This is a genomic window from Amycolatopsis sp. NPDC114504, assembly GCF_055633595.1.
Genome location: NZ_JBVKDU010000001.1, coordinates 1,780,021 through 1,799,700, shown reverse-complemented (window position 1 = coordinate 1,799,700; position 19,680 = coordinate 1,780,021). Strand labels below are relative to the sequence as shown.

Genomic DNA, 19,680 nt, shown 5'->3' with positions numbered 1-19,680 from the left:
CCCGCCCTCGCGCCACGCGGCCCCAGGCCCCCAAAACACGCGCTCCCGAGCCCCCAACCGTCCCCCACAGGAGTGAAACCCGGCCCGGAACGTAGCGAACGGACCGTTCGCGACGCCCGCCATTTGCCCAGCTCAACCCGCCCGCCGCACCCTGGACCCATGCCCCCGACGATCTTCGTCCTCACCACCGCGGCGGCCGCCGGAGCCGTCACCGCGCCACCGGCCGCGCGGCTGCTCCGTCGCGCCACCGCCCCCATCCCGATGCCCCTCGCCGCCGTCCTGGCCGCCGCGGGTGCCGCCGTCGTCGCCGCGTGCTGGCGAGCCGTCGGCTGGCCCGTCTGGTGGCTGCCCGTCCCGCTGGTCCTCACCGTCGTCGCCGTCCCGCTCGCCCTCGCCGACCTGCGCCACCTCCGGCTGCCGGACGTACTCACCCTGCCCGCGTACCCCCTCTTCGGCGCCGCGATCGGTGCTGCCGCGTTGGGCGGCGGTGGTCCGTCACTCGCCGTACGAGCGGCCCTCGGCGCGCTCCTGTTCGGCGGCGCCCACGCGGTGGTCCGGAGAGCCGCGCCACACAGCCTCGGCGCCGGTGACGTGAAGCTTTCCGGCAGTCTCGGCGCGGTGCTGGGCGCGGTCGGCTGGGCCGCCCTCGCCGTCGCGGCCGTGCTGGCGGCGCTCGTCAGCCTGGTCGTCGCGATCGTGCGGAACGGCCGTCGCGTGCCCCACGGTCCCGCCCTCCTCGCCGCCACCTGGCTGTGTGCCCTCTTCCCTGGTGCGCCATGACCGGAACACTCTTCGGGCCCGCCCGGCCCCCGTGACAGGATTGAGCCCATGTTGCGCTGGATCACCGCAGGTGAATCGCACGGACCCGCGCTGGCCGCCGTGCTCGAAGGCATGCCCGCCGGCGTCGGCGTCACCACCGCCGACGTCACCGAGCAGCTCGCCCGGCGCCGCCTCGGCTTCGGGCGCAGCCCGCGGATGGGCTTCGAGACCGACCACATCGACTTCCTCGGCGGCGTCCGCCACGGCCTCACCCAGGGCGGCCCGGTCGCGATCCAGATCGAGAACGCCGAGTGGCCCAAGTGGGAGCAGGTCATGGCGGCCGACCCGGTCGACCCGCAGATCCTCGACGGCCTCGCGCGCAACGAACCGCTCACCCGGCCCCGCCCGGGCCACGCCGACCTGCCCGGCATGCAGAAGTACGGCTTCGACGAGGCGCGCCCCGTCCTCGAGCGGGCCAGCGCGCGCGAAACCGCGTCGCGGACCGCGCTCGGCACCGTCGCGCGGAACTTCCTGAAGCAGCTGCTCGGCGTCGAGATCCTCAGCCACGTCGTCTCGATCGGCGAGGCCGACGCTCCCCAGGGGCCCCTCCCGAAGCCGGAGGACCTCCCCGCCATCGACGAGAGCCCGGTGCGCGCCTTCGGCCAGGAGGGCACCGACGCGATGGTCGCCGAGGTCGACGCCGTGCGGAAGGCGGGCGACACCGTCGGCGGCGTGATCGAGGTCATCGCCTACGGCCTCCCGCCGGGCCTCGGCTCCCACGTCCACTGGGACCGCCGGCTCGACGCCCGGCTCGCCGGCGCGCTGATGGGCGTCCAGGCCATGAAGGGCGTCGAGGTCGGTGACGGCTTCACCACCGCCCGCCGCTGGGGCAGCCAGGCGCACGACGAGATCGACCGCGGCACCGGCCCGGTCGGCGTCACCCGCCGGTCCAACCGCGCGGGCGGGCTCGAAGGCGGCATCACCAACGGCGAACCGCTGCGGGTTCGCGTCGCGATGAAGCCGATCTCGACCGTCCCCAAAGCACTGTCCACAGTGGACGTCAAGACCGGCGAGCCCGCCGTCGCCATCCACCAGCGGTCCGACGTCTGCGCGGTGCCACGCGCCGGGGTCGTGCTCGAATCGGTCGTGGCGCTCATCCTCGCCGACGCCGCGCTCGAGAAGTTCGGCGGCGACTCCCTCGTCGAGAGCAAGCGCAACGCCGAGGCGTACCTGAAGGCCCTCGAGGAGCGCTGGTGAGCCCTCGCGCGGTGGTCGTCGGCCCGCCCGGCTCGGGCAAGAGCACGGTCGGACCGCTGCTGGCGGCCGCGCTCGGCGTCGAGTTCCGCGACAGCGACGACGACATCGTCGCGCGCACCGGGCGCAGCATCTCCGACATCTTCGCGGAAGACGGCGAAGCCGCTTTCCGCGCGCTGGAAGAGGAAGCGGTCGCCACCGGCCTGGCGGAGCACGACGGCGTGCTCTCCCTCGGCGGCGGCGCCCCGCTCACCCCGGGCACCCGGGCGCGGCTGGCCGAGCACACCGTCGTGTTCCTCAACGTCGGCCTCGCCGCCGGCGTGCAGCGCACCGGACTGTCGTCGGCGCGGCCGCTGCTGGCCGGGGTGAACCCCCGCGCCACGTTCAAGAAACTGCTCGACGAGCGGGTGCCCGTCTACCGCGAGGTCGCCACCGTCGAGGTCGTGACCGACGACCGGACGCCCGCCGACATCGTCGCGGGCCTGGCGGCCGAGCTCGCCGTCCCCGCCGAAGCCAAGGAGTGAGTCACCCCGTGTCCGATCCGGTGCGCATCCCCGTCGCCACCGCCCATCCCTACGACGTCGTGGTCGGCCGCGGCCTGCTCGGCGACCTCGCCACGCAGCTGGCCGACGCTTCGAAGATCGCGCTGATCCACCCGCCCACGCTGACCACCACGGCCGAGGCCATCCGCGAGGAGCTGATCGCCGCCGGGCTCGACGCGCACCGCGTCGAGATCCCCGACGCCGAGGACGGCAAGGCGCTCACCGTCGCGAGCTTCTGCTGGGAGGTGCTCGGCCGGATCGGGCTGGACCGCCGCGGTGTCGTGGTCGGCCTCGGCGGCGGCGCCGTCACCGACCTCGCCGGGTTCGTCGCGGGTACGTGGATGCGCGGGGTCCGCCTGGTCAACGTCCCGACGACGCTGCTCGGCATGGTCGACGCCGCGGTCGGCGGCAAGACCGGCATCAACACCGAGGCGGGCAAGAACCTCGTCGGGGTGTTCCACGAGCCGAGCGCGGTGTTCGTCGACCTCGCGACGCTGGAGACGCTGCCGCCGAACGAGCTCGTCGCCGGGATGGCCGAGGTCGTGAAGACGGGCTTCATCGCCGACCCGCGGATCCTCGAGCTGATCGAGGCCGACCCGGCTGCCGCGCTCGACGCGAGCGGCGACGTGCTGGCCGAGCTGGTCCGCCGGTCGATCCAGGTGAAGGCCGACGTCGTGGCCGCCGACCTGCGCGAGTCCGACCTGCGGGAGATCCTGAACTACGGCCACACCCTCGGCCACGCCATCGAACGCCGCGAGCGGTACCGGTGGCGTCACGGCGCCGCGGTGAGCGTCGGGCTGGTGTTCGCCGCCGAGCTCGCGCGGCTGGCCGGGCGGCTCGACGACGCCACGGCCGAGCGTCACGCCGCCGTGCTGAAGCTGCTCGGCCTGCCGACGACCTACGACGCCGACGCGCTGCCCCAGCTGCTGGAAACCATGAAGGGCGACAAGAAGACCCGCTCGGGCGTGCTGCGGTTCGTCGTCCTCGACGCCCTCGGCAAGCCGGGCCGGCTCGAGGGCCCGGACCCGTCGCTGCTCGCGGCCGCGTACTCGGCGATCGCGGCGGACGCCCCTTCGAGTGGCGGGAGCATCCTGCTGTGAAGGCGTTCGTGTTCAACGGTCCCAACCTGGGCCGGCTCGGCAAGCGCGAGCCGTCGGTCTACGGCTCGACCACCCACGACGACCTCGCGGCGCTGTGCGTCAAGACGGGCGAGGAACTGGGCATCGAGGTCGAGGTCCGGCAGACCGACCACGAAGGCGAAATGGTCGGCTGGCTGCACGAAGCCGCCGACGGCGGGAACCCGGTGGTGCTCAACGCCGGCGCGTGGACGCACTATTCGATCGCGGTGCGTGACGCGGCGGCGCAGCTGTCCGCGCCGCTGATCGAGCTGCACATCTCGAACGTGCACAAGCGGGAGGCGTTCCGGCACCACAGCGTGCTGTCGGACATCGCGACCGCGGTGATCGCCGGCCTCGGCGTCGACGGCTACCCGCTCGCGCTGCGGTGGCTCGCCGCGCACCCGGCATGACGCTGCCGACGCTGACCACGGCGCGGCTGCGGCTGCGTCAGCTGGTCGAGGCCGACCGCGAAGCCGTCGTGAAGGTGTTCTCCGACCCGGAGATGAGCCGGTTCTTCGCCGCGGACTTCTCCGACCCGGCCGCGGCGAGCGCGATGGTCGACCGCCGGCTGGCCTACCGCGGCCCGGCCGGCCAGGGCCACTGGGTGATCGAGCGCGACGGCGAGGTGATCGGCGTCGCGCACCTGCGCCCGTCGCCGGAACTGCCCGGCGGGGTGGCGGAGCTGGGCTACTACATCGCGAGTGCGCACGCGGGCCAGGGGTTGGCAACGGAGGCGGCCCAGGCGGTGCTCGCCCACGGCCTCGACGCGCTCGGGCTCGCGGCGATCTGGGCGCTGGTGCACGAGAACAACGCGGCGAGCCGCAAGGTGGCGGCCAGGCTGGGTTTCCTCGACGTAGGCAGCGGCATCCACTACGGCGATCTGCATCGCGTGCTCGTCTCGTTGGCGCCGGTGCACGGAAGGCCGCACCACATCGAGCTGTGGGTGCCGGACCTCGCCGAAGCGGAGCGGAGCTGGGGCTGGCTGCTCGGCGAGCTGGGGTGGCGGGAGTTCCAGCGCTGGCCGGCGGGAATCAGCTGGCGGCGCGGCGGAACGTACGTCGTGGTGGAGGAATCCCCGGCGATGAGCGCCCCGGAGCACGAGCGCACGCGGCCGGGCCTGAACCACCTGGCGCTGCACGTGGGAACCCGAGCCCAGGTCGACGCCTTGGCCGAGCGCGCGGCGGAACACGGCTGGCGCCCGCTGTTCGCCGACCGCTACCCGTACGCGGGCGGCGAAGCGCACTACGCGGCTTATTTGGAGAACGACGCCGGTTTCGAGGTCGAACTGGTCGCACTGGAAGGCCCACCGGCCGGGACGTGACTCGAGCGCCTCGAACCGGGAAGCGTTTTCGCGCAGGGGCATAGTGGCGCCTGAACACTTCGCCGCCGGCCGACTCCGGCGCCGGACGCGCGCTCTCGGCGATCTGCTGAAGCTCGCGCATTTCCGGCGATCCGGGAGCTGAGCATCCGAGCCCGGCGCGAAGTCCGCGATCCGGTCTCGCTGGCGCGCGCCGCTCGCGCCGTGGAACAACCAGAGGCTGCTCGACACCGCAACTCCCGCTGGCTGCTGACACCGCAACCCTCGGTGGCCGCTCGACACCGTAGCCCCGCCGGCACGAACCCCACTCTCCGCGGAGCGAGCCCGACTCCCGCCAGCGCGAATCCAGCGCTCGTCGGCGCGAACCCCCAGCCGCCGGTTGGGCTCGCCACCGGGTCTGACCGGCCCACACTCCGGAAACCCTTGTCCGCCCGCGATCTTGCGCGCGATCGGAGGACCGTCGACCAGGCATGCCGTCACTCGGACGGGTCGGGTCTCGCTACACTCCGATGTCGTGAGCCCGTTTCGTCGTGGGGGTCGGCGACCCGCTCGTGCCCTGGTCGCCAGTGTTCTGGCCGGGCTCCTCGTCGCGGGGTGCACCGAGGGTTACGCCCAGCCCCAAGCGGCGGGGGACAAGCCGGCCATCGCCGGGGGGCAGACCGGTGTTCCGCCGCGGCCGGTCGATGTCAAGCTCGCTTCGGGTGACCCCCGGGAGAGTGGTGGTGTGATCGCCGCCGGTGGGGCGGATGCCGTCTACAACTACGGGCCGTCGGTCATGCTCGACCGGGGGCAGACCCGGATGTGGTGGTGCAGCCAGTACGGCGGCGCCGGACCCGCCGGCGACGACATCCTCTACGCCCAGGCCCAGTCGATCGACGGGCCGTTCGCCGGGCCCGACGGCGGGATCCCGGCCGCCGTGTTCTCCGGCGCGCCCGGGCAGTTCGACGGCATGCACACCTGCGACCCGTCGGTGCTGCGCGTCGGCACGACCTACTACCTCTACTACACCGGCGCGGCCGGCGACCACGCGCTCGGCAACGCCGTCGGGCTCGCGACCAGCACGGACGGTGTGCACTGGACCCGCGCGGCGGGCGGGAAGCCGATCCTCGGGCCGTCGCACGACGTGCACCGCGCCAACGTCTACGGCGCCGGCCAGCCCTCGGCCGTCTACCTCGACGGCTGGTTCTACCTGATGTTCACCGACACCACCGGCCGCGCCGCGGCGTGGAACGGCGCCGGGCAGTTCGTGCTCCGGTCGCACGATCCCGCGTTCGGGTCCGGGGTGCAGGCCCTCGACGTCGGCGGGTTCGTGCCGGTGCCCACGACCGCCATGCCGCGCGGCCGGTCGGTGGTCGAGGGGTTCAGCGCCGACCTGATGTGGGTGGGCGCGCTCGACGCGTTCGTCATCGCGCACGAGACCGACACCGGCACGACGCTGACGTTCTGGACCGCGGACTTCACCGAGAACCCGTACCGGCCAGTGGTCATCCCGGGTCCGTGGAAGGAAGGGCCGGGGCTGGTGCGCCGCGCGGACGGGCACGCGCCGCTGTCGTCGGCCGCGCCGTGCGACCGGGTGCCGTTCGACGTCGTGCGCGCGACCGTGATCGGCGGGGCCGCCGCCCCGACCGACCTGCGGCACTTCGGGCTCGACCTGCGCGGCAGCCAGGCGTGCGCGAACCCGCGCCGGGTGGCCGCGACGTTCGACGGCGTGACGATGCCGTCGCCGGACCGCACGATGGACCTGGTCCGCGCCGGGCAACGGGTGCGGGTCGACCGCCGCGGGGTGGCCGCGGCCCTGGCCGGCGAGCTGCTGGAGAAGGAGCCGCCCGAGGTGGCGGCACTGCCGGTGGCGACGCGGCTGCGCTCGGGCGCGGAGGCGGTTTGGGCTCCGGGCCGCGGGCTGGCACTGGTCCTCGACGACCGCCGCCTGTGGGGAGTCCCGGACGCGGCGATCGTGACCGGCAACGGCTCGGCGACGCACCCGGTGACAGACGCCCAGTGGGACGGCTTCCCCCAGGGCACTTCGCTGGTCGGCTGACGCCGGAGCGGGCGCGTGCTGTTCGCCGGCGGGAATCGCAGCCAGGCAGAGCGGCGGGCAACGGCTCGGCGGCACGCCGGGTGACGGACGCCCGTTGGGACGGGCTTCTCGCAGGCAGTTCGCTGGCGGCGGGGCAGTTCGCGTGCCGAGGAACGGGCGGTGCTCGCCGCAGGAGGAGACCGCGGGCGGGTGCTGCGTGTGGTACTCGCCGGCAGGTGGAAACCGCGGCCAGGTGAGCTAGGCCCGAGGTTCCCGGCTACGTGGCCGGATCCGCGGAGACGGTCGCGGCGCGGGTTCCTCATCGCCCGCCCGGTCGCGGCGGCGAGGCTGGGGCGAGGGCTCGTCCGCCCGGATCCGGCGCTGAGGCCGGGTCAAGGCCTCTGACTCCGACTCCGACTCCGACGCCCGATCCCGGCGCCGCGGCCGGGGCGAAGGGGCCTCCTCCTCCGGAAGAACGTCGTCCGGCTTCGAACGCCCGATCCGCCCGCCCACGAACAGCCCGAGCCCGGCCGGCACCAGCACCAGCAACGCCGAGAACGCGGCCCCGCCGGTCAGCGCCCCGCCCAGCTCCGACACGCCCGTCTGGTCGACGAACACCGCGCGCCCGATCACGTACAGGATCCCTGATACGACCCCCGCCACCAGGGCCGCGATGAACCACGCCCGGCCGCGATCCGCCAGGCCGCGCCACGCGTCCAGGGCGCTCCACAGTGCTGCCGCGCCCACCAGGATCGCCAAGGCCACGGAAGTCACCAGCGTCTGGTCCGTCGGGTGGTACACCGCGTACTTGGCCAGCAGCGTCAGCGCGACGCCGTGGAGCACCGCCATCCCGAGTCCGCGGATCACCCAAGCGCTCATCCTGCGCAGTGTAGGCCAGGTTACTGGCGAGTTGCTTAGTCAGCGCCCACTAGGCTGGGGACGTGCCTGAAACCCATGGACGACGCCGGGCGGCGCTGCGCGGGCTGCTGACCGAAGCCGGTGTCGACGCGCTGCTGGTCACCGATCTGCTCAACATCCGCTACCTGACCGGGTTCACCGGCTCGAACGCCGCCGTGCTGCTGCACGCCGAGGGCGACGCGAAGACGCTCTTCTGCACCGACGGCCGCTACACGACCCAGTCGGCCGCCGAAGTGCCCGACCTGGACAAGGTCGTCGACCGGGCCAGCGCCGCCGCCCTCGTCGCGAAAGCCGCGAAGGACGCCAAGACCTACGGACGGGTCGGCTTCGAGAGCCAGCACGTCAGCGTCGAAGAGTACGAAGCGCTCCAGACGCACATAAAACTCCAGCGCACCCCCGGGCTCATCGAGCAGCTGCGCCTGGTCAAGGACGAAGCCGAGATCGAGGCGCTGCGCCAGGCCTGCGCCGCCGCCGACCGGGCGCTGGACGACCTCGTCGCCGCCGGGGGCCTGCGGCCCGGGCGGACCGAGCTGGAAGTCGCCCGTGACCTGGAGAACCGGATGCTGGAGCACGGCTCGGAGGCGCTCAGCTTCGCCTCCATCATCGCCGCCGGCGCGCACTCGGCCATCCCGCACCACCGGCCGACGCACGCCGCGCTCGAGCGCGGTGACTTCGTGAAGATGGACTTCGGCGCCACCGTCGACGGCTACCACTCGGACATGACCCGCACGTTCGTCCTCGGCGAACCCGCGGACTGGCAGCGCGAGGTGTACGACCTCGTGCACACCGCCCAGGCGGCGGGCGTCGACGCCGTCGTGCCCGGCGCCGAGGTGTCCCATGTGGACGCCGCCGCGCGGAGCGTGATCGCGGACGCCGGGCACGGCGAGCACTTCGCGCACGGTCTCGGCCACGGCGTCGGCCTGCAGATCCACGAGGCGCCCAGCTTCGCCGCGACGGGCGTCGGTACACTGTCCGCCGGTATGGCGGTCACCGTCGAGCCCGGCGTCTACCTCGCGGGGCGCGGTGGCGTGCGCATCGAGGACACGCTCGTCGTGCGGGCTGGGGAGCCCGAACTCCTCACCCTGAGCACCAAGAACCTCGTGGTCGTCTGACGGCGGCCCCGAACCGTAGATTCGACACAGGAGACTGCAAGCTCGTGGCCACGACCAACGACCTGAAGAACGGGCTCGTCCTCAACCTCGAGGGCCAGCTGTGGACCGTCACCGCGTTCCAGCACGTCAAGCCGGGCAAGGGCGGTGCCTTCGTGCGCACGACGCTCAAGCACGTGCTCACCGGCAAGGTGGTCGACAAGACGTTCAACGCGGGCACGAAGGTCGAGACGGCCACGGTGGACCGCCGGAACATGACCTACCTGTACAAGGACGGCCAGGACTTCGTGTTCATGGACGGCGACACCTACGACCAGATCACCGTGCTGCCCGCGGTCGTCGGCGACAACGCCAACTACATGCTGGAGAACACCGAGGTCCAGGTCGCGGTGCACGAGAACGAGGCGCTCTACATCGAGCTCCCGACCTCGGTCGAGATCGTCATCCAGCACACCGACCCGGGCCTGCAGGGCGACCGCTCCACCGGCGGCACCAAGCCGGCGACGCTGGAGACCGGCGCGGAGATCCAGGTCCCGCTGTTCCTGTCCACCGGCGAGAAGATCAAGGTCGACACCCGCGACGGCCGTTACCTGGGCCGCGTCTCCAACTGATGCCGACGTCGAAGCCCCACCCCAACCGCGGCGGCGCGATCAGCCGGCGGCAGGCGCGTCGTCGCGCGGTGGAAATGCTGTACGAGGCCGCGCAGCGGGACGCCGACGCGGTGACGCTGCTGGCCGACCGGGTCGGCGCGACCGAGGTCGACCCGATCGCGGACTACACGATCAGCCTGGTCGAGGGCGTGACCGGCCGGAAGGCGCAGATCGACGAGCTGCTGGCGGAGCACGCGCAGGGCTGGACCCTGGAGCGGATGCCGAAGGTCGACCTCGCGGTGCTGCGGGTCGGGGTCTACGAGCTGCTCTGGGCCGAGGACGTGCCGGACCCGGTCGCGATCGACGAGGCCGTGGGCCTCGCGAAGGAACTGTCCACGGACGATTCGCCGCGGTTCGTCAACGGCGTGCTGGGCCGGATCGGCACGATCGCCGACCGCCTCCGCGCCGTTCTCTAGAGCCCGCCTGGCCCCCCGGTCAGGCGGTTTCGGTCAGCGGTGACCACGACCGGGGGTCCGGGGGCTGGGCCCCCGCAAAGCACGGCGAGCGAGGGCGTGGCTCGCGCTGTCCGCGAGCAGAGCTCGTCCCCGAACGAGCCCCGTCGGCACAGCAACACCCCGAATCAGTCCTCCTTGGAAGGACGCGCCTCCGGCGGGAGCACACCCCAGTCGATGAGCTGCTCGGTGAGCTCGCCCGGCGTCATGTCGTAGATGATCGCCAGGGACCGCAGGTCTTCGGTGCGGATCGAGAGCACCTTGCCGTTGTAGTCGCCGCGCTGGCTCTGGATCGTCGCCGCGTAGCGGGCCAGCGGACCCACCTTTTCGGCAGGCAGCTGCTGCAGGCGCTCGAGGTTGATCACGATCTTGGTGGCGGGCTCCGCACCGGAGGGGACCCGGCCCTCGGGCAGCAGCTCGACCACCGGCACGCCGTAGAAGTCGGCCAGCTCGGCCAGCTTCTGCACGGTGACGGCACGGTCGCCACGCTCGTACGAGCCGACGACGACGGCCTTCCAGCGCCCACCGGACTTCTGCTCGACCCCGTGCAGGGACAGGCCCTGCTGCTGGCGGATCCCGCGGAGCTTGGCCCCGAGCGCCTTGGCGTAATCGCCCATCTGGTCGTTCTCCGTTCTCCACCCCCTCCCGGTCGGGGTGACCGGTCCAGGGGACTCTTCGAGTCGAATACTCAGAGTAATGGTTACGCATTGTTGTCACCAGGTCAAGCAGGAGCTTGCCGCGAATCACGCCACACCACCCGTAAGACTGAGCAAAGTGCCTGCTACTGTCGGTGGGAAAGCCCCGACCAGCAGGGGAACAGACGTCCTTTAAGGACCCGTCCGGTGAGGCGGGGAAGGAGTCCGAAGTGTCGTCACGTCCGCGTGGCGCGGCTGGTTCGGCCGGGGAGCGCGAGCTCCTGTCGGCCGGCGATGTCGCGCGCACGATCGCTCGAATGGCCCATCAGGTCATCGAAAAGACCGCGAACGGTGCGGAGAGCACTACCCCGCCCGTGTTGCTCGGGATCCCCAGCCGCGGCACTCCGCTCGCGGCCCGTCTCGCCGAGAAGATCGGCGAGTTCTCCGGAGTCCGCCCGCCGACCGGCGCCCTCGACGTCACCCTCTACCGGGACGACCTCCGCCGCCGCCCGCCGCGCGCGCTCGAACAGACGCAGCTCCCCGCCGACGGCATCGACGACCGCGTGGTGATCCTGGTCGACGACGTGCTCTTCTCCGGCCGCACGATCCGGGCCGCGCTCGATGCCCTCCGTGATCATGGCCGCCCGCGCGCGGTGCAGCTGGCCGTCCTCGTCGACCGAGGTCACCGTGAGCTGCCGATCCGCGCCGACTACGTGGGCAAGAACGTGCCGACCGCCCGCACCGAGGGTGTGTCGGTCCTGCTCGCCGAGATCGACGGCCGCGACGCGGTCGTGCTCCGGGCCCCGGAAGCCGCGCAAGCCTCGGAAGCACCTGGAGAAGATTCGTGAAGCACCTGCTCGCCACCGACGGGCTGGACCCCGAGCTGGCCACGGCCGTGCTCGACACCGCCGACGAGCTGAAGCACACCCTGCTCGGCCGCGAGGTCAAGAAGCTGCCGACGCTGCGCGGCCGCACGGTGATCACCCTGTTCTACGAGAACTCGACGCGCACGCGGGTGTCGTTCGAGATCGCCGGGAAGTGGATGAGCGCCGACGTGATCAACGTCTCCGCCTCCAGCTCCTCGGTGAACAAGGGGGAGTCCCTGCGCGACACCGCGCTGACGCTGGCCGCCGCGGGCGCCGACTGCGTGATCGTCCGGCACCCCGCCAGCGGCGCCGCCCAGCGGCTCTCGGAGTGGCTGGCCGAGCCCGGCACGTCGGTGGTCAACGCCGGCGACGGCACCCACGAGCACCCGACCCAGGCGCTGCTCGACGCGGCGACGCTGCGGGAACGGCTCGGGTCCTTGAAGGACCGTCGCATCGCGATCGTCGGCGACGTCCTGCACAGCCGCGTCGCGCGCTCGAACATCCACCTGCTCTCGGCTCTCGGCGCGGAGGTGGTGCTCGTCGCGCCGCCGACGCTGCTGCCCTACGGCGTCGAAAGCCTGCCGGTCACCGTTTCGCACGATCTCGACGCCGAGCTGCCCGCGGTCGACGCGGTGATGATGCTCAGGGTTCAGGCCGAGCGCATGCACGGCGGCTTCTTCCCGAGTGCCCGCGAGTACTCGATCGCTTACGGCCTCTCGGAAAAGCGGCAGAAGCTGCTGCCCGAGCACGCGGTCGTGTTGCACCCCGGCCCGATGCTGCGCGGGATGGAGATCGCGAGCGCGGTCGCCGACTCCCCGGCCTCGGCCATCACCGAACAGGTCCGCAACGGCGTCCACGTCCGCATGGCGGTCCTCTACCACCTCTTGGCCAGTGAAGGAGCTGCCGCGTGAGCACCCTGATCAAGGGCGCCCGCCCCTACGGCGAGGGTGATCCCGTAGACGTCCTCGTCGAGGACGGCGTGATCACCGCGATCGGCGCCGTCGACGTCCCGGAGGACGCCGAAATCGTCGAAGCCGCCGGTCAGGTGCTGCTGCCGGGCTTCGTGGACCTGCACACCCACCTGCGCGAACCCGGCCGCGAGGACACCGAGACGATCGACTCGGGCTCGGCCGCGGCGGCGCTCGGCGGTTACACCGCGGTGTTCGCCATGGCCAACACCGACCCGGTCGCCGACAACGCCGTCATCGTCGAGCACGTGTGGCGGCGCGGGCAGGAGGTCGGCCTGGTCGACGTCCACCCGGTCGGCGCGGTCACCGTCGGGCTCAAGGGCGAGAAGCTCGCCGAGCTGGGCACGATGGCGGCGTCGCAGGCGCGGGTCAAGGTGTTCTCCGACGACGGCCTCTGCGTCGCCGACCCGCTGCTGATGCGCCGCGCGCTGGAGTACTCGACCGCGCTGGACGTCGTCATCGCGCAGCACGCGGAGGAGCCGCGGCTGACCGTCGGCGCCCAGGCGCACGAGGGCGAACGCGCCGCCCGGCTCGGCTACACCGGCTGGCCGGCCGCCGCGGAGGAGTCCATCGTGGCGCGCGACTGCCTCCTGGCCCTGCACGCGAACGCGCGGCTGCACGTCTGCCACGTCTCGACGTCGGGCACCGCGGACGTGCTGGCCTGGGCGAAGGAGCGCGGCACGAAGGTGTCGGCCGAGGTCACCCCGCACCACCTGCTGCTCACCGACGAACGCCTGGCCACCTACGACCCGGTGAACAAGGTGAACCCGCCGCTGCGCACGAAGTCCGACGCGGAAAAGCTCCGGACCGCGCTGGCCGAAGGTGTCATCGACTGCGTCGCCACCGACCACGCGCCGCACGCGGTGCAGGACAAGGACACCGAGTGGACCGCCGCCCGGCCCGGCATGCTCGGGCTGCAGACGGCGCTGTCGATCGTGGCCGAGACCATGGTCCGCACCGGGCTGCTCGACTGGCGCGGCGTCGCCCGCGTGATGAGCGAGCGCCCCGCGGAGATCGGGAACCTGGCCGACCAGGGCCGGCCGATCGAGGTCGGCGAGCCGGCGAACCTGACGCTGGTCGACCCGGACGCCGAGTGGACGGTCCGGGGCGCGGAGCTCGCCAGCATCGCCGCCAACACCCCGTACGAGGGAATGCGGCTCCCCGGTGTGGTGACCGCGACGCTGCTGCGCGGGCGGCTCACCGCGCGGGACGGGAAGGTCTGCTGATGGAACGCCTGTGGCTGGTGCTGGCGATCGTCGCCTTCTTCCTGCTGTGCCTGTGGGGCATGTACGTCGGCTGGCGCCGCAAGGCGCGCTCGCAGAGCGTGCAGGTGCCGCCGTTCCCCGCCGTCCCCGAGGACGCGGGCGAGGCGCTGCTGGAGTCCACCGGCGTCTACGTCGCGACGACGTTCGCGGGGGAGTGGCAGAACCGGGTCGTCACCCGCGGCGCGGGGCTGCGCACCGGCGCGGTCCTGCGGCTGCACGACGGCGGTGTCGCCGTCGAACGCGGCGGGGCGCCCGACTTCTGGATCCCGCGCGACGCCGTCACCGGCGTCCGGCGCGACAACAAGATCGCCGGGAAGGTGATGGGCACCGACGCGCTGCTGGTGCTCACCTGGCGGGCCGGCGACACCGAGCTCGACACCGGCTTCCGCGGCGACGACCTCGACGACTATCCACAGTGGATCGAACAGCTCAAGATCAAGGGAGGTGCCCAGTGAACGCGCGCGCTCAGGCCGCACTGGTACTCGAAGACGGCCGGGTGTTCCGCGGCGCCGCCTACGGCGCGCAGGGACGGTCCCTCGGCGAGGCGGTGTTCTGCACCGGCATGACCGGCTACCAGGAGACGCTGACCGACCCGTCCTACCACGGGCAGATCGTGGTGCAGACCGCGCCGCAGATCGGCAACACCGGCTGGAACGACGAGGACGACGAGTCGTCGAAGATCTGGGTCAACGGCTACGTGGTGCGCGACCCCGCCCGCACGCCGTCCAACTGGCGCTCGAAGCGCACGCTGGACGACGAGCTGGTGAACCAGGGGATCGTCGGCATCGCCGAGGTCGACACCCGCTCGCTGACCCGCCACCTGCGCGAGCTCGGCGCGATGCGCGCCGGGGTGTTCTCCGGCGACGCGCTGGGCACCGTCGACGAGATGGTCGCCGAGGTGCTGGCGAGCCCGAAGATGGAGGGCGCCGACCTGGCCGGCCAGGTCACCACGCCGAAGCCGTACGTGGTCTCGCCCTCCGGTGAGACGCGCTTCCGCGTCGTCGCGCTCGACCTGGGCATCAAGTCCAACACCCCGCGCCAGATGGTCAAGCGCGGCATCGAGGTGCACGTGCTGCCCTCGACGTCGACCTTGGACGAGCTGCTGGCGATCGAGCCGCACGGCGTGTTCCTCTCCAACGGCCCCGGCGACCCGGCCACCACGGTGCACGCCACCGAGCTGACCAAGCAGGTCCTCGGCCGCGAGATCCCGCTGTTCGGCATCTGCTTCGGCAACCAGGTCCTCGGCCGCGCGCTCGGCCTCGGGACGTACAAGATGCGCTACGGCCACCGCGGCATCAACATCCCGGTGATCGACGTCGCCACCAAGCGGGTGGCGATCACCGCGCAGAACCACGGCTTCGCCCTCGAAGGCGAGCCCGGCCAGCGTTTCGAGTCGCCCTTCGGTGCGGCCGAGATCAGCCACTACTGCCCCAACGACGACACGGTCGAGGGCGTGCGCGCGCTCGAAGTCCCGGCGTTCTCGGTGCAGTACCACCCCGAAGCCGCGGCCGGCCCGCACGACGCGGCCCCCCTGTTCGACGATTTCGTGACGCTCATGGAGAAGAAGGCCTGATGCCGAAGAGGACGGACATCCAGCACGTGCTGGTGATCGGCTCCGGGCCGATCGTGATCGGGCAGGCCGCGGAGTTCGACTACTCCGGCACCCAGGCCTGCCGGGTGCTGCGCAGCGAAGGCCTGCGTGTCTCCCTGGTGAACTCGAACCCGGCCACCATCATGACCGACCCCGAGTTCGCCGACGCGACCTACATCGAGCCGGTGACGCCGGACTTCGTCGAGAAGGTCATCGCCGTCGAACGCCCCGACGCGATCCTCGCCACCCTCGGTGGGCAGACGGCGCTCAACTGCGCCGTCGCGCTGCACGAGCGCGGGGTGCTCGCGAAGTACGGCGTCGAGCTGATCGGGGCCGACATCGACGCCATCCAGCGCGGTGAGGACCGGCAGAAGTTCAAGAACATCGTCGCCGAGGTCGGCGCCGAGACCCCGCGAAGCCGCGTCTGCAACACCATGGACGAGGTCCGGGACACGGTGAAGGAACTCGGCCTGCCGGTCGTCATCCGGCCGTCGTTCACCATGGGCGGGCTCGGCTCCGGCATGGCGCACACGCCGGAGGACCTGGAGCGGCTCGCCTCCACCGGCCTCGACGAGTCGCCGGTCACCGAGGTGCTCATCGAGGAGAGCGTGCTCGGCTGGAAGGAGTACGAGCTCGAGCTGATGCGCGACCGCAGCGACAACGTCGTGGTCGTCTGCTCGATCGAAAACGTCGACGCGATGGGCGTGCACACCGGCGACTCGGTCACCGTGGCGCCGACCATGACGCTCACCGACCGCGAGTACCAGGTGATGCGCGACGTCGGCATCGACGTGCTGCGCGCGGTCGGCGTCGACACCGGCGGCTGCAACATCCAGTTCGCGATCAACCCCGAAGACGGCCGGATGGTCGTCATCGAGATGAACCCGCGGGTGTCGAGGTCTTCCGCCCTCGCGTCGAAGGCCACCGGCTTCCCGATCGCCAAGATCGCCGCGAAGCTCGCCATCGGCTACACCCTCGACGAGATCCAGAACGACATCACCGGCGAGACCCCGGCGGCCTTCGAGCCGACGCTGGACTACGTCGTCGTCAAGATGCCGCGGTTCGCCTTCGAGAAGTTCCCGGGCGCCGACCCGACGCTGACCACGACGATGAAGAGCGTCGGCGAGGCGATGTCGTTCGGTCGCAGCTTCCCCGAGGCGCTCGGCAAGGCGATGCGCTCGATCGAGACGAAGGCGACCGGGTTCTGGACCCTGCCCGACCCCGACGGCGTCACTCGTGAGTCCACTTTGGACTCGCTGCGCGTGCCGCACGAGGGCCGGCTGTACGAAGTGGAACGCGCGCTGCGCCTGGGTGCTTCGGTGCAGGAAGTCCACGAGGCGTCCGGGATCGACCCGTGGTTCATCGACCAGATCGCGCTCATCGGCGAGGTCGGGGCCGAGGTCCGCGACGCGCCGGTGCTCGACGGTGACCTGCTGCGCCGCGCCAAGCGCACCGGCCTGTCCGACCGTCAGGTCGCCGCGCTGCGGCCGGAGCTGGCCGGCGAGGACGGCGTCCGCGCGCTGCGCCACCGCCTCGGCGTGCGGCCGGTGTTCAAGACCGTCGACACCTGCGCGGCCGAGTTCGCCGCCAAGACGCCGTACCACTACTCGGCTTACGAGTCCGACCCCGAAGCGCAGTCCGAAGTGGCCGCGCAGACGGACAAGCCGAAGGTGCTCATCCTCGGCTCGGGCCCGAACCGGATCGGCCAGGGCATCGAGTTCGACTACTCCTGCGTCCACGCGGCGATCGCGTTGCGGGAGGCCGGGTTCGAGGCCGTCATGGTCAACTGCAACCCGGAAACCGTGTCCACCGACTACGACACGTCCGACCGGCTGTACTTCGAGCCGCTGTCCTTCGAGGACGTCCTCGAGGTCGTGCACGCCGAGCAGGCGTCCGGCACGGTCGCCGGCGTCATCGTCCAGCTCGGCGGCCAGACCCCGCTGGGACTGGCCAAGCGGCTCGCCGACGCCGGTGTCCCGGTGGTCGGGACGCCGCCGGAGGCCATCCACCTGGCCGAGGACCGCGGCGCGTTCGGCGAGGTGCTCACCGACGCCGGGCTGCCCGCGCCGCGCTACGGCACGGCGACGTCGTTCGAGGGCGCCAAGCGGATCGCCGACGAGATCGGCTACCCGGTGCTCGTCCGGCCGTCCTACGTGCTCGGCGGGCGCGGCATGGAGATCGTCTACGACGAGCAGACCCTCGCCGGGTACATCAGCCGCGCCACCGAGATCAACCCCGAGCACCCGGTGCTCGTCGACCGCTTCCTCGACGACGCCATCGAAATCGACGTCGACGCGCTGTTCGACGGCGAAGAGCTCTACCTCGGCGGTGTCATGGAACACATCGAGGAAGCCGGGATCCACTCCGGTGACTCGTCGTGCGCGCTGCCGCCGATCACGCTCGGGCACACCGACCTGCAGGCCGTCCGCCGCTCCACCGAGGCCATCGCGCGGGGCGTGGGCGTGCGCGGGCTCCTGAACGTCCAGTACGCGCTCAAGGACGACGTCCTGTACGTCCTGGAGGCCAACCCGCGCGCGTCGCGGACGGTGCCGTTCGTGTCCAAGGCGACCGCGGTGCCGCTGGCCAAGGCCGCCGCGCTGATCATGACCGGCTCGACGATCAAGGACCTGCGCGAGAGCGGCGTCCTGCCGGCCGACGGCGACGGCGGGCAGATGCCGGCCGACTCGCCGGTCGCGGTGAAGGAAGCCGTGCTGCCCTTCCACCGCTTCCGCACGCCCGAAGGACACGGCGTCGACTCGCTGCTGGGCCCGGAGATGAAGTCCACCGGCGAGGTGATGGGCGTCGACGTCGACTTCGGCAAGGCGTTCGCCAAGTCCCAAAGCGCGGCCTACGGCTCGCTGCCGACGTCCGGACGCGCGTTCGTCTCGGTCGCCAACCGCGACAAGCGCTCGATGGTCTTCCCGGTGAAGCGCCTGGCGGACCTCGGGTTCGAGATCCTCGCCACGTCCGGCACCGCGGAAGTGCTGCGGCGCAACGGAGTCGCGTGCTCGGTGGTGCGCAAGCACTACGAGGGTTCGACGGAAGCCGAGCCGAACATCGTGGACGTCATCCTCAACGGTGACGTCGACATGGTGATCAACACCCCTTACGGCAACAGCGGTCCGCGCGTCGACGGCTACGAAATCCGCACCGCCGCGGTGTCGCGCGACATCCCGTGCGTGACGACCGTGCAGGGCGCCGCGGCGGCCGTGCACGGCATCGAAGCGCTGATCCGGGGCGACATCGGGGTCAAGTCCCTGCAGGAGCTCCAGGCGGCGCTCAAGGCGAAGTCGTGAGCACGGGGGAGCGGTTCGGGGCGCGGCTGGCGAAGGCCGTCGCGGCCCGGGGCCCGCTGTGCGCCGGGATCGACCCCCACCCGGGCCTCATCGAGGCCTGGGGGCTCCCGGTGGACGCGTCGGGCCTGGAGCGCTTCGCGCTGTCCGCCACCGAGGTCCTGGCGGCGCGCACGGCGATCGTGAAGCCGCAGTCGGCGTTCTTCGAAAGTTTCGGAGCGGCGGGTGTCCGGGTGCTGGAACGGGTGGTGGAAACGGCGCGCGAAGCGGGCGCGCTGGTGCTGCTGGACGTCAAGCGCGGTGACATCGGCTCCACGATGGCGGCGTACACGGCCGCGTACGTGGCCGACGGCGCCGCGATCGCGGCCGACGCGATCACCGTTTCGCCGTACCTCGGGTTCGGCTCTTTGGCCCAATGCGCCGAAACGGCGGTCGCCGCGGGGAACGGCATCTTCGTGCTTGCGCGAACTTCCAACCCCGAAGCGGCCGCCGTGCAGAACGCCCGGCTGCCGGACGGGCGCACCGTGGCGCAGTCGATCGTCGATTCCGCGGCGGCGCTCAACGCATCCGCCGCACCGCTCGGCGATGTGGGTGTCGTGGTCGGCGCCACCATCTCGCCGGGAGACCTGGATCTTTCCGGGCTGAACGGTCCGGTGCTGGCGCCCGGTTTCGGGGCCCAGGGAGCCACTGCGGCCGATTTACGGGCACTTTTCGGTGCTTCGCTGCCCGGGGTGCTGCCCGCGTCGTCCCGCGACATCCTGAAGCACGGTCCGGAGCAAGCGGCTTTGCGCCAAGCGGTCGAACGGGTCGCCGAAGTGCTGGCCGACCCGCAGGAAAACGACCAATAGCAGGGCCCGGAACCGGGTCCCACCAGGCACCCCCGCATTGTGGCCGGTGCTCACGGGTGGGTACCGTCGCGTCACCC

General features: G+C 71.9%; 18 protein-coding genes and 1 pseudogene. 17 read left to right on the top strand and 2 right to left on the bottom strand.

Annotated features, from left to right (window positions below; all coding sequences use genetic code 11):
• Positions 1 to 159 precede the first annotated feature (159 nt).
• From ACZ7PG_RS08340 to ACZ7PG_RS08310, 7 genes are all read left to right on the top strand, one after another.
• Complete coding sequence (locus ACZ7PG_RS08340) at positions 160 to 780, top strand: prepilin peptidase (RefSeq protein WP_470238406.1); 621 nt, start codon at positions 160 to 162, stop codon at positions 778 to 780.
• A 48-nt stretch (positions 781 to 828) separates the two neighbouring features.
• Positions 829 to 2,016 (top strand): chorismate synthase, encoded by a 1,188-nt coding sequence (gene aroC / locus ACZ7PG_RS08335; RefSeq protein WP_470238405.1) that lies wholly within the window; start codon positions 829 to 831, stop codon positions 2,014 to 2,016.
• Positions 2,010 to 2,537 (top strand): shikimate kinase, encoded by a 528-nt coding sequence (locus tag ACZ7PG_RS08330; RefSeq protein ID WP_470239013.1) that lies wholly within the window; start codon positions 2,010 to 2,012, stop codon positions 2,535 to 2,537. Before aroC ends, ACZ7PG_RS08330 begins: the two co-directional genes overlap by 7 nt.
• 8 nt (positions 2,538 to 2,545) lie before the next feature.
• Positions 2,546 to 3,655 (top strand): 3-dehydroquinate synthase, encoded by a 1,110-nt coding sequence (gene aroB, locus ACZ7PG_RS08325; RefSeq protein ID WP_470238404.1) that lies wholly within the window; start codon positions 2,546 to 2,548, stop codon positions 3,653 to 3,655.
• On the top strand, positions 3,652 to 4,083 hold the full coding sequence (aroQ, locus tag ACZ7PG_RS08320) for a type II 3-dehydroquinate dehydratase (RefSeq protein ID WP_470238403.1): 432 nt from the start codon (positions 3,652 to 3,654) through the stop codon (positions 4,081 to 4,083). Before aroB ends, aroQ begins: the two co-directional genes overlap by 4 nt.
• Positions 4,080 to 4,994: a GNAT family N-acetyltransferase gene (locus ACZ7PG_RS08315; protein ID WP_470238402.1), complete on the top strand. Its 915-nt coding sequence runs from the start codon at positions 4,080 to 4,082 to the stop codon at positions 4,992 to 4,994. The genes aroQ and ACZ7PG_RS08315 overlap by 4 nt, the downstream gene beginning before the upstream one ends.
• Positions 4,995 to 5,547: 553 nt before the next feature.
• Positions 5,548 to 7,029: a beta-xylosidase gene (locus ACZ7PG_RS08310; RefSeq protein ID WP_470239012.1), complete on the top strand. Its 1,482-nt coding sequence runs from the start codon at positions 5,548 to 5,550 to the stop codon at positions 7,027 to 7,029.
• 414 nt (positions 7,030 to 7,443) lie between these two features.
• Here the strand turns inward: ACZ7PG_RS08310 and ACZ7PG_RS08305 are convergent.
• Positions 7,444 to 7,887, bottom strand: a pseudogene (locus tag ACZ7PG_RS08305) (B-4DMT family transporter); the annotation flags it as partial.
• Positions 7,888 to 7,949: 62 nt separating this feature from the next.
• Here ACZ7PG_RS08305 and ACZ7PG_RS08300 point away from each other — a divergent pair.
• From ACZ7PG_RS08300 to nusB, 3 genes are read left to right on the top strand one after another with little or no spacing between them, the layout of a single operon-like run.
• Positions 7,950 to 9,038 carry a M24 family metallopeptidase gene (locus ACZ7PG_RS08300; RefSeq protein ID WP_470238401.1) on the top strand — a complete coding sequence of 363 codons (1,089 nt, stop codon included), beginning with the start codon at positions 7,950 to 7,952 and terminating at the stop codon, positions 9,036 to 9,038.
• 44 nt (positions 9,039 to 9,082) lie between these two features.
• Complete coding sequence (efp, locus tag ACZ7PG_RS08295; protein WP_360673313.1) at positions 9,083 to 9,646, top strand: elongation factor P; 564 nt, start codon at positions 9,083 to 9,085, stop codon at positions 9,644 to 9,646.
• On the top strand, positions 9,646 to 10,101 hold the full coding sequence (gene nusB / locus ACZ7PG_RS08290) for a transcription antitermination factor NusB (protein ID WP_470238400.1): 456 nt from the start codon (positions 9,646 to 9,648) through the stop codon (positions 10,099 to 10,101). The genes efp and nusB overlap by 1 nt, the downstream gene beginning before the upstream one ends.
• Before the next feature lie 164 nt (positions 10,102 to 10,265).
• On the opposite strand, the gene bldD is transcribed toward nusB, so the two are convergent.
• Entirely contained in the window at positions 10,266 to 10,754 is a 489-nt protein-coding gene (bldD, locus tag ACZ7PG_RS08285) for a transcriptional regulator BldD (protein ID WP_003096372.1), read from the bottom strand.
• A 248-nt stretch (positions 10,755 to 11,002) separates the two neighbouring features.
• Here bldD and pyrR point away from each other — a divergent pair, with 248 nt between their 5' ends.
• From pyrR to pyrF, 7 genes are read left to right on the top strand one after another with little or no spacing between them, the layout of a single operon-like run.
• Positions 11,003 to 11,620 carry a bifunctional pyr operon transcriptional regulator/uracil phosphoribosyltransferase PyrR gene (pyrR, locus tag ACZ7PG_RS08280; RefSeq protein ID WP_470238399.1) on the top strand — a complete coding sequence of 206 codons (618 nt, stop codon included), beginning with the start codon at positions 11,003 to 11,005 and terminating at the stop codon, positions 11,618 to 11,620.
• Complete coding sequence (locus tag ACZ7PG_RS08275) at positions 11,617 to 12,549, top strand: aspartate carbamoyltransferase catalytic subunit (protein WP_470238398.1); 933 nt, start codon at positions 11,617 to 11,619, stop codon at positions 12,547 to 12,549. Before pyrR ends, ACZ7PG_RS08275 begins: the two co-directional genes overlap by 4 nt.
• Entirely contained in the window at positions 12,546 to 13,832 is a 1,287-nt protein-coding gene (locus ACZ7PG_RS08270; protein WP_470238397.1) for a dihydroorotase, read from the top strand. The genes ACZ7PG_RS08275 and ACZ7PG_RS08270 overlap by 4 nt, the downstream gene beginning before the upstream one ends.
• Positions 13,832 to 14,326 carry a PH-like domain-containing protein gene (locus tag ACZ7PG_RS08265; protein WP_470238396.1) on the top strand — a complete coding sequence of 165 codons (495 nt, stop codon included), beginning with the start codon at positions 13,832 to 13,834 and terminating at the stop codon, positions 14,324 to 14,326. Before ACZ7PG_RS08270 ends, ACZ7PG_RS08265 begins: the two co-directional genes overlap by 1 nt.
• Positions 14,323 to 15,444 carry a glutamine-hydrolyzing carbamoyl-phosphate synthase small subunit gene (carA, locus tag ACZ7PG_RS08260; RefSeq protein WP_470238395.1) on the top strand — a complete coding sequence of 374 codons (1,122 nt, stop codon included), beginning with the start codon at positions 14,323 to 14,325 and terminating at the stop codon, positions 15,442 to 15,444. The genes ACZ7PG_RS08265 and carA overlap by 4 nt, the downstream gene beginning before the upstream one ends.
• Positions 15,444 to 18,758: a carbamoyl-phosphate synthase large subunit gene (gene carB / locus ACZ7PG_RS08255; protein ID WP_470238394.1), complete on the top strand. Its 3,315-nt coding sequence runs from the start codon at positions 15,444 to 15,446 to the stop codon at positions 18,756 to 18,758. Before carA ends, carB begins: the two co-directional genes overlap by 1 nt.
• Positions 18,755 to 19,603 (top strand): orotidine-5'-phosphate decarboxylase, encoded by an 849-nt coding sequence (gene pyrF, locus ACZ7PG_RS08250; RefSeq protein ID WP_470238393.1) that lies wholly within the window; start codon positions 18,755 to 18,757, stop codon positions 19,601 to 19,603. Before carB ends, pyrF begins: the two co-directional genes overlap by 4 nt.
• Positions 19,604 to 19,680: the final 77 nt, after the last annotated feature.